9 protein-coding genes are annotated in these 9,475 nt (G+C 65.9%); 3 read left to right on the top strand and 6 right to left on the bottom strand.

Annotated elements, in window-relative coordinates; genetic code table 11:
- Positions 1-68: 68 nt before the first annotated feature.
- The 3 genes from GS4_RS25595 to GS4_RS09925 all read right to left on the bottom strand — a co-directional run bounded on the left by GS4_RS25595 (position 69) and on the right by GS4_RS09925 (position 2,903).
- Positions 69-800, bottom strand: coding sequence for a hypothetical protein (locus GS4_RS25595; RefSeq protein ID WP_007620103.1), 732 nt, complete (start codon positions 798-800; stop codon positions 69-71).
- On the bottom strand, positions 797-1,756 hold the full coding sequence (locus GS4_RS09930; protein ID WP_157226574.1) for an Rv1363c family protein: 960 nt from the start codon (positions 1,754-1,756) through the stop codon (positions 797-799). Before GS4_RS09930 ends, GS4_RS25595 begins: the two co-directional genes overlap by 4 nt.
- Before the next feature lie 157 nt (positions 1,757-1,913).
- On the bottom strand, positions 1,914-2,903 hold the full coding sequence (locus GS4_RS09925; RefSeq protein ID WP_157226578.1) for an enoyl-CoA hydratase/isomerase family protein: 990 nt from the start codon (positions 2,901-2,903) through the stop codon (positions 1,914-1,916).
- Positions 2,904-3,152: 249 nt separating this feature from the next.
- Here GS4_RS09925 and GS4_RS09920 point away from each other — a divergent pair, with 249 nt between their 5' ends.
- Positions 3,153-4,610: an aldehyde dehydrogenase family protein gene (locus tag GS4_RS09920; RefSeq protein ID WP_040510175.1), complete on the top strand. Its 1,458-nt coding sequence runs from the start codon at positions 3,153-3,155 to the stop codon at positions 4,608-4,610.
- 109 nt (positions 4,611-4,719) lie between these two features.
- Here the strand turns inward: GS4_RS09920 and GS4_RS09915 are convergent, their stop codons facing one another.
- Complete coding sequence (locus GS4_RS09915; RefSeq protein ID WP_007620095.1) at positions 4,720-6,357, bottom strand: 4Fe-4S binding protein; 1,638 nt, start codon at positions 6,355-6,357, stop codon at positions 4,720-4,722.
- Between the two features lie 213 nt (positions 6,358-6,570).
- Here GS4_RS09915 and GS4_RS09910 point away from each other — a divergent pair, with 213 nt between their 5' ends.
- Positions 6,571-7,215, top strand: coding sequence for a TetR/AcrR family transcriptional regulator (locus GS4_RS09910; RefSeq protein ID WP_007620094.1), 645 nt, complete (start codon positions 6,571-6,573; stop codon positions 7,213-7,215).
- Between the two features lie 32 nt (positions 7,216-7,247).
- Here the strand turns inward: GS4_RS09910 and GS4_RS09905 are convergent, their stop codons facing one another.
- Together GS4_RS09905 and GS4_RS09900 are read right to left on the bottom strand one after the other, a co-directional pair.
- Positions 7,248-7,757 (bottom strand): hypothetical protein, encoded by a 510-nt coding sequence (locus tag GS4_RS09905; protein WP_007620093.1) that lies wholly within the window; start codon positions 7,755-7,757, stop codon positions 7,248-7,250.
- Positions 7,754-8,359 (bottom strand): TetR/AcrR family transcriptional regulator, encoded by a 606-nt coding sequence (locus GS4_RS09900; RefSeq protein ID WP_007620091.1) that lies wholly within the window; start codon positions 8,357-8,359, stop codon positions 7,754-7,756. The genes GS4_RS09905 and GS4_RS09900 overlap by 4 nt, the downstream gene beginning before the upstream one ends.
- 214 nt (positions 8,360-8,573) lie before the next feature.
- On the opposite strand from GS4_RS09900, the gene GS4_RS09895 reads away from it, so the two are divergent.
- A complete protein-coding gene (locus GS4_RS09895) occupies positions 8,574-9,362 on the top strand; it encodes a 2-keto-4-pentenoate hydratase (protein WP_007620090.1) in 789 nt (262 codons plus the stop codon).
- The last annotated feature ends 113 nt before the right edge of the window (positions 9,363-9,475 follow it).

Here is a 9,475-nt window from a genome sequence, read left to right as displayed (position 1 = left end):
GATGACCTGGACACGCTGTCGGCGATCGATGCGCCGGCGAAGTCAAGGCGGGAGCGTGTCCCGATCCGTCACACCGGGTCGAACGACGAGATCCGCCACTGCCCGTCGACGCGATGCAGGCTGACCCGGACACTGCTCGAGGTCAGTTCCGCGTCCGGCTTGGTCTTGCTCGTCGTCGATTGGTTCACGAAGGCGAGAACCTGCGCGTCGTCGCCGTCCACCTTGGACACTGCGGACCTGACCACCTGCGCCTTGGTCTCGACGTTGTTCTCCGTCGCGGCCGGTGTGACGACCTTGGTCGTGAATTCGTTGTAATAGGTGAGGAACTGGCCGGTCAGGTGGGTCTTGGCCTTCGCGAAGTCGGCATCGAGGGACTTGGGCGAATAGGAGAGGAGTGCGACGGTCCCGTCATTGGCGGCTGAGACGATGTCTGGCGGGCCGGCGATCGGCGACGCGGCATCGCTGCGATGCACGGTCGAGTATGCGGTGATCGCTGCGGCGACGGCAGCGGCCGCGACGACGGACGCACCGACCGGGATCGCATTCCGCCGCAATCGACTCCGCCGAGTAGCTCCCTCGCGTGGAGACGACGGCGAATCGTCGGTGTCCGCGGTCGCGTCCGAGTCGGACCGGGGAGTCTCGGACACTGCGGTGTCCTCGATGCCGGCGTCGGTACCGGTACCGGTACCGGTATCGGGATCGCCGGTGTCCGCTTCGGTCGCGGTGGTGGCCTCGTGGGTCTCGGTGGCCTCGGCGCTCGTCGCTTCGGACTCGGGACGGGTGTCGGTCGGCTCGCTCATGGCACGAAGTCCACCTTCGACATCTTCTTCACCCCGTCCACATCGGTCATCGTGACGCGGAGACGCCACATCCGCGGTTCCTGCTTTGCGCCTGCCGCATTGGTCACGTCCGATGTCGCCGACACCAGGGCCACGGCACCGGTGTCGTTCAGGGACTCGAGGGCCGAGGCGGTGACACGCCCCTGGGTGGTGACCTGTGACTGCTTGATGACTTCGGTGAAGTCGTCGGAGCGGCCTTGGAAGTCGGCACGAAAAGCGCCGGTCGACTGATCGAGCACCCGGCGCACATCTCGGTCGGCGTTGCGGAAGTCGAGCGACGTCAGCGCGGTGACCCCTCGTTCGGCGGCGGCCGTGTACTCGGCCGCGCGCGCACGTTCGGCGTCGGCCTGGCGATGCTGCCAGAGGAACACGCCGGTGACGACCAGTGCCGCGACCGTCAGGGCGCCCAGCAGTGTGATCAACAGCCCGCGTCGGCTCGGCCGCCGGATGAGAGATCGGATCCTGTTCGCGCCACCGCGGATTCGTGAGCGTCGGCGCGCGGAACGGTCGTCGACCGAGGAAATCGGATCCTGGGGATCGCTCGAATGCTTCAGCGCTGCCGTCCGGCGGACCTTGCCCCTGGCGGTGCGGGCGGGCGTGCTCGTACTGTCTTCGGTGCTGAGATCGTCGGATAGCACCTCACCGCGGCCGCTCGACCCTGCGTCCTCGACCGGGTCGTCGACATCTGCTTGTGTGCTCTCAGAGCCGTCGGCTGCAGGGAACTCGTCGGCGGGAGAGGTCTGCTGCCGAAGGCGCGCGACCCGAGCGCGGGCGCGGGCGGCGTCGGCACGTGCACTGGCCGCCGCCGCCTCTGCGTCGGCCGCAGCCAGTTCGGCCTCGGCGAGCTCCAGGTTCGAGTACTCGTCGTCGTCGACCGCGCCGGTGCCACCGTCGGACCGGGTCAGCGACCGGGTCATGCGATCACCGCCTGCCCGATCGTTCGCGGGCACACGCCGGCCGTCGCTGTTCGGGGCTGTCGGGACGCCTGCACGCACATCACCTCCACAGCTGCTCGAGAGCGTTCGAGACGGACACTACCACGCATGAAAATATGGACAGTCAAAAATGAGAACGTCAGTTCCGCTGGCTGGCGCTCGTCAGCGCAGGCGGGTCGACGACCTCGTCGACCAGCCCCCACCGCAGCGCCGTCGCGGTGTCCACCGTCTCCCCGGACAGGACCAGGTAGGCGCACCGCCACCGTCCGATCCGCCGGGGGATGCTGTAGGTGCCGCCTGCCCCCGGGATCAGTCCGACCGACAACTCCGGGAGCCCGAATCGCGCGCCGGCGGTCGTGGTGACATGGCCGCAGAAAGCGGCCATCTCCAGACCGCTACCCAACACCTGGCCGTGAACGGACGCCTGCAACCGGACGCCGAGACGGCGGCCCAGGGCGTCGAGGCCGATTGCCGGACTGTGCCGGGTGCGAGCGAGATGCGCCGACGCCGGGTCGGCGAACTCGCCGAAGTCGGCGAGATCGCCACCACTGCAGAATGAGCGGCCCGTGCCGCTCAGCTCGACGATCCTGATGGAATCGTCCAGGAGCGCCACGGTGAGGGCGTCGAGGAGTATGCCGCGCATCGCATCGGTGAAAGCGTTGTGTCGTCTCGGACGGTCGAAGGTGATGCGGAGGGTGTCGCCGCCACGGACGACCACCACCGGTGCAGTCTCGTCGGGCACCGGCGATGCCGGACCACGTGCGGCCGACCATGCTCGGAACTCCGGCCCGGCTTGCAGCGTCGAGTACGCCAATGACTCGGTCACCAGCGCGGGTCCGATGGGCCCCTCCTGGTCGACGCCCCGCAGAACGTCCGTACAGGTCGCCGCGGCGATCGGGGTGTCGTCACACACCCGTGCGATGGATCGGACGGCGTCATCGACGGAATCGACTCGCACACAACGACGATCGTCGAGGTCGGCCTCGGTGAGGGTGAACGTCGCGCGATCCAGCCGGGCGGACACCGACGGCGAGGCGAGGTCGAGGCTGTCGGCGTCGGTGATCACCCCGACCGCGGCGCCGGGTAACCCGGTCGTGAACTGCAGGGCCGCCGGCTCCTCGTCGCCCATGTCGACGAAGTCCACCATGTCTGGGCTCCTTCCTCGACGGAGCGGCTGGATTCGGTCAATCGCACTGCGCAGCAGGCACTGCGATGCCGACGCAATCGAGACTGCTCTCCGTGCGCCCTACCCCGGGAAGTCGCTCCCGACCATCGGGACATCCGGTGGACACACCCCTGTCGGTCCACGACGCTCACGGCAGCGGCCCGACTCAGGGCGCGAGACGAATCTGATCGCAGGACAGCGAAGGGGATGGCCATGACGGTGCAGTCGGTGTTGGACGAGATCCGCGACATACCGGGGACCGGGGACGTCATCCCCGTCATCGACCCGGCCACCGAAGAGCAGATCACCGAGTTCACCGATGCCGGTCCGGAAGCCGTCGACGCCGCCGTCGCGCGCGCCAAGGAGTCCGCCGAGGCGCGAACCTGGTCCGGCGTACCGGATTACGATCGCGCCCGCATCCTGTGGAAGGTCGCCGATCTCATCGACGAGAACAGTGACCTGCTGGCCGAACTCGAGTCCGTGAACGCGGGGATCCCGCCGTCGCAGGCGAAGGTCATCAGCCGCGTCGGTTCGGAATGGTTCCGGTACTACGCCGGTTGGTGCACCAAGATCGACGGCATCGCCCGCGACGTGAACACCGGCGGATTGACCGGCGTCGAGTCACACATGCACGCGTACACGTTGCGTGAGCCCTACGACGTGGTCGGGCTGATCTTCCCGTGGAACGGACCGATCTTCAACTTCTGCGCGAAGCTCGCGCCTGCCCTTGCGGCGGGAAGCAGCACGGTGGTCAAGCCGGCCGAGGAGACACCCCTGACGGCGCACGTGCTCACCCGAATCCTCGCGGAGGCAGGCGTTCCCGACGGTGTGGTGAACCTAATCAACGGATACGGCCACACGGCGGGCGCGGCCATCACCGCACACCCCGACGTCGACAAGGTCGCGTTCACCGGCTCCACCGAGGTGGGCCGCGAGATCGTCAAGGCCTCGGCGCAGAGCAACCTGAACAAGGTCACCCTCGAACTCGGTGGCAAGTCGCCCGTGTTGATCTTCGACGACGCGGACCTCGATCTCGCCATCGCGATGGCCGGATTCGGATGCTTCCTGCACTCGGGCCAGGTCTGCATGCTCGGATCACGGATATTCGTCCAGCGGGGCGTCTACGAGCGTGTGGTGGAGGGCGTTGCGGCGCTGGGGAACAACCTGGTGCTCGGCGGGCCTGCCGACGAGGGGTCGATGATCGGCCCGCTGATCAGTCAGAAGCAGCTCACCCGAGTGCTCGGATACCTCGACCAAGGACGCAAGGAAGGAGTCGAACTCGTCAGTGGCGGAGCGCGTCTGGACCGCACCGGGTACTTCGTGCAGCCGACTGTCGCGACCAACGTCGACCCGACGTCAAGTCGGCTCTACCACGAGGAGATCTTCGGGCCGATCGTCACGATCCTGCCGTTCGACGACGAGGACGAGGCCGTCGCACTCGCCAACAACACCGACTACGGCCTCGCCGGCACCGTCTGGACCCAGAATCTCGGACGGGCACACCGGCTCGCGAAGCGGTTGAAGGCCGGCACAGTGGGACTGAACTGCCAATTGCAGTTCGACCACTCGATGCCGTTCGGTGGCTACAAGCAGTCCGGCTGGGGATACGAGGCGGGTAAGGCCGGTATCGACACCTACCTGCAGTCGAAGACGGTGTGGGCACAGATGTGACGCGCTGAACCGCGATGACATCGGGGAGTGGCCGACAGGCCACTCCCCGAAATCGTGTCGTCAGGACCATGATCCGCGCCGAGGTCGCCCTCCTCGGCATGTGCGACGGTCAGGGGCGTGCGGCCTGCAGCATATCTGCGATGCTGACGAACTTCACTCGAGGACGGCCGGATTCGGTGCCGGCCGACTTCTCTGCGCGGTCGATGGCCCGCCAGCCGACCCAGTCCACCGGATCGGCACCGCGCTCGGTCAAGGCCGACATGAGTGCCTCGTGGTCGGCGACGCCGCGGTCGAGCGTGCCCGCATCATGGTCGGCGAACACGTTGCCGACGGTCTGCTCGGCGCACGCACGATTGGTGCCGATGACCCCGCGGGGTCCACGCTTGATCCATCCGGTGACATACGCGCCCGGCACGGGTTGACCGGAGTCGTCGATCACGCGCCCCTCGTCGTTCGGCACGACCCCACGGTCGTGGTCGAACGGTAGTCCGGGTATCGGTCGGCCGCGGTAGCCGATCGACCGGAGCACGAGTCCGGTCTCGATCCGCTCGTCGGCGCTCGCCGCGCCGGTGGCATCAGGCCGGGAGGGTGCCAGCCGAATCGCCTCGACGGTGTTCGAGCCCTCGAGTTCCACGGGCGTGCGCAGAAAGCGGAACACCAGACGCTTGTTGCCCTCGACCCGAGATCGGCCCAGGTAGTCCCTGGTTGCGGCGACGGCCGCAGCGGTCTCCACGTCGTCGTCCGGGTCGTCGGCGAGATCGCCGTCGTCGAGGTCGGATCCCTCGATGATGATGTCCACCCCGCGTAGGTGGCCGAGCGCGAGGAACTCGCCGACCGAGAACGCGGCGTGCCGCGGTCCGCGACGTCCGAGCAACACGACCTCCTCGACCGCGCTGTCGGCCAGCGCGTCGAGGGCGTGTTGTGCGAGATCGGTGGATGCACGAGTCTCGTCGTCCATCAACAGGACCCGCGCGACATCGAGTGCGACGTTGCCGTTCCCGACGATGACGACTGTCCGTGTCGAGAGGTCGAAATCTGCTGCAGCGTGATCGGGATGGCCGTTGTACCAGGCGACGAACTCGGCGGCGGCATGGTGCCCGGGGAGGTCCTCGCCAGCGAGGCCGAGCTCTCGACTGTCGGGTGCGCCGACCGCATAGACCACGGCGTGGTGATGCTCGAGGAGCAACTCGTGGTCGACGATACCGCCGACCTCGACACCGAGGTGTGCCGTGAACCGCTTGTTTGCGAGGGCTCGATCGAAGATCTGTGTGATGGACTTGGTGTGCTGATGGTCAGGGGCGACGCCGTACCGCACGAGTCCGAACGGAACGGGTAGCCGCTCGAACATCTCGACCTCTACGCCACCGACCGCGAGGAGCTCGGCCGCGGCATAGCACGCAGCCGGGCCGGCGCCCACGATCGCGACCCGGAGAGCGCCGGCGGGAATGGCCGGCCGGTTCGTGAACGGCAGGAACGGACCTGGCTCCAGGGGGTTCCGCCGGAAGTACTCCGCGTTGAGTTCCAGGAAGGGCTCCAGCTCGGGCGGCAGGTCGGAGTCCGCATGGATCGCGTCCACCGGGCACTCGTCGTAGCAGGCCCCGCAGTCGATGCAGGTGTCCGGATCGATGAACAGCATTTGGGGCCCGTTGCCCGAGGAACTCGAATCCGACGGTCGGATGCAGTCGACCGGACATACCGAGACGCAGCTCGCGTCCTTGCAGCAGTTCTGTGTGATCACGTAGGTCATGGACTCGTCCTTTCGTGTGATCGGTGGGACACGGTCGGTACTTCGGCTCCCACCGCGGGTTTGGTCAGGCACCGCGGGTTCGGTCAGGCACGCTGGGTCGGTCAGGCTCCGCATGAGCGAGAATGGCATTCTCATATGTCGGCAACGATGCGGGTTCGGTCCGATATGCTTGTCGAATGTTTGTGCTGAGCCGCAGATCGAGGACCGCTCGACATGACAGTTGAGAGCGACGAGCCCGCGTGGAAGCAGCGGGCCGTCGAGCGTTCGTTGCGGACCGCGAAAGAGCGAGCCGGGCAACGTGTTCAGAAGTTCCTGGATGCCGCCCAATCGATCATCGTCGAGAAGGGGACCACCGACTTCACGGTGCAGGAGGTCGTCGAGCGATCCCAGCAGTCGCTACGTAGCTTCTACCTCCAATTCGACGGCAAGCATGAGTTGTTGCTCGCACTGTACGAGGACGCTGTCGTGCGGATGACCGGCCAGATCCGCGCCGCGACGGAGAACGGTTCCGCGCCGCTGGAGCAGTTCCGGTTGGCGGTGGAGTTGCTGTACGAGTTGTGTCAGCCGGACCCCGCAGCGCGTCGGCCCTTGTTCACCGAGTTCGCGCCCCGACTGTTGATCTCTCATCCCGTCGAGGTGCGGATCGCCCATGCCTCGCTCTTCGATCTCTTCACCGAGTTGCTCGAACGTGTCGACGAATCCGGACACCTGCGCGCGGGCGGGGATCCGCGTCGTCTGGCGTCGATGACCATGCAGACGGTCATGTTCATCGCGCAGCCGGCCAGCACCGACACGCATGATCATCGGATCACCGCGACCGAGGTCTGGGAGTTCTGCGCACACGGCCTCACCCGTTGATCCAGCTCGTCCCCGACAGGCAGAGCGCGTGATCATCCGGCCGGTACCAGGTCCGTGCTGATCAGTGAGTGCTGCGCGACCTCGGTACGGAACACCTCACATTTACCCACGGCCAGCGGCGATTCGCCGACCGCGGCGAGTGCCTGCGCTTTGAATGCGCGGGCGGCGACGCTGAGGCGGTGGGAGACCGGTTCCCGGGAGTCGTCGAGATTGGACGGCCAATGGTCGCCCCAGAGTGTGATCTCGGCGTCCCCGGTGGACAGTGCGTTGGCCAGGACGGTTGCAACCCACGGATTCCGACTGCACAGATCGGCCGATGCTGCGATCGCTTGCGGTTGGCGTACCCCGCACAGCAACCCGTGTCCATAGAGGTCGAGGGTCTCGGCACCGGCGCCGAGAATGTGCAGTGGCCGAACATCTTCGCCGCCCGGGAGTAGAACGGTCACATCCCAGCCCGCCGACACCCGGTCGTAGATCCAGCCCCCCACGTGCACGACGAGGTCGCTGACGTTGTCGCCGATGATGTCGAGTTGGTACCTCATGCTCTCTCCCCTGATGTGAAGTCTTTCTCCAGGTTTCGGACGTAGTCGTCGAAGATGTCGATCAACGGAATCGTCGGGTCGAGCAGCCATGACAGTTCCACGCCGTTGATGAAGGCGACGATCTCCATCGCGCGGACGCGGGCGTCGAGGTCGGCCCGATAGGTACCGGTCTCCTGGCTCTGCGTGATCACGTCGGTGACGATGTCGACGGCGGTGCGCCAGCGCTGGAGGAGGCGGTCGTGCAACGGCGCATCAGGAGACAGGTTCTCCACCAGCAGCACCGTGAAGGTGCCCACGAGATCTGGTGAGCGGGTGATCCTCTCGGCTACTCGGCGGATCTGCACGAAGAGGTCCCCGTTGAGGTCTGCCTCGGCGAGATCGGCGTGGTCGCGCGCATCCACCACGGCATGGAGCAACTGCTCCTTGGAATCGAAGTGGTGCAGCAGGCCGGCCGAAGTCATCCCGGCATCAGCGGCGATCTGCGAGAGAGTCGTGTTCCGCCAGCCCTGGCGGGCCAACCGGAGGGTCGCGGCATGGACGATCTGCTGACGGCGTTCCTCGCCTTTGGCGAGCAATGTGGCGTACGGGCGTTGAGTGGACACGCGCTGTTGTCTCCCATCAAACCTAGTGAACGTACAGTAGGTTGGTTTGACCCGATGTGACAAGCGTCTCACGAAACTTCTCGCGGACATCTGCATCAAATCACCCACCGACACGCCGTTCCATCAGCTCTTCTGCTGAGTGGGACGTCGGCCTCCACGCCGCCGACGCGACGGCTAGAAACAGAAGTCGACACCGAACCCGAGGAGCGTCGGCATGCCTGTTGAGCGTCGGATTCGCGAGCGGATCGCTGCTGATCTGTGGCGGGCGGAGGAGTCGGTGGTGGCTGTCGATCGTCCGTCGGATGCCCATCCCGACCTGGATGTGGTGGATGCCTATGAGATCCAGTTGATCAATATCGGCAAGCGTCTGGACGCGGGTGCGACGGTCGCTGGTCACAAGGTGGGGCTGGCGTCGGTGGCGATGCAGAAGATGATGGGCGTGGATGAGCCGGATTATGGGCATTTGTTGGATTCGATGCAGTACTACGAGTCCGCCCCGATCGACCGGTCACGGTTGTGTTTTCCGCGGGTGGAGGTGGAGGTCGGGTTCATCCTGGGTGCGGATCTGCCGGGTGAGGGTTGCACGAATGAGGATGTGATCGCGGCGGTGGAGTGGGTGGTGCCCTCGATCGAGTTGATTGATTCGCGGATTCGGGATTGGAAGATCACGTTGTGCGACACGATCGCCGACAATGCGTCGTCGTGCGGCTGGATTCTCGGCGAGCAGCGGGTGCCGATCTCCGATATCGATTGCGGTGACATCGACGCCACGCTGACCCGTAACGGTGAGGTTGTGGCGAAGGGCAATTCGTCAGCGGTGCTGGGGCATCCGCTCAACGCGGTGTCGTGGCTGGCGCGCAAGGTCGAGTCGTTCGGTGTACGGCTGCGCAAGGGTGATGTGATTCTGCCTGGTACCGCGACGCGTGCGATCGATGTCGCCGCGGGTGATCATTTCGTCGCCGATTTCGTCGGCCTGGGCTCGGTCACGCTCGACTTCAGCTGACCGTCACAACTGTTCGGAATACGTTTTCTTTAGGAGGTTCTTGTGGCGGCGAAGTTGACTGCGGCGATCATCGGGTCGGGCAACATCGGTACTGATCTGATGTACAAGTTGGC

It is taken from the genome of Gordonia soli NBRC 108243 (genome assembly GCF_000334455.1).
Taxonomy (GTDB): Bacteria; Actinomycetota; Actinomycetes; order Mycobacteriales; family Mycobacteriaceae; genus Gordonia; species Gordonia soli.
This window is presented reverse-complemented; position numbering and strand designations above follow the sequence as displayed.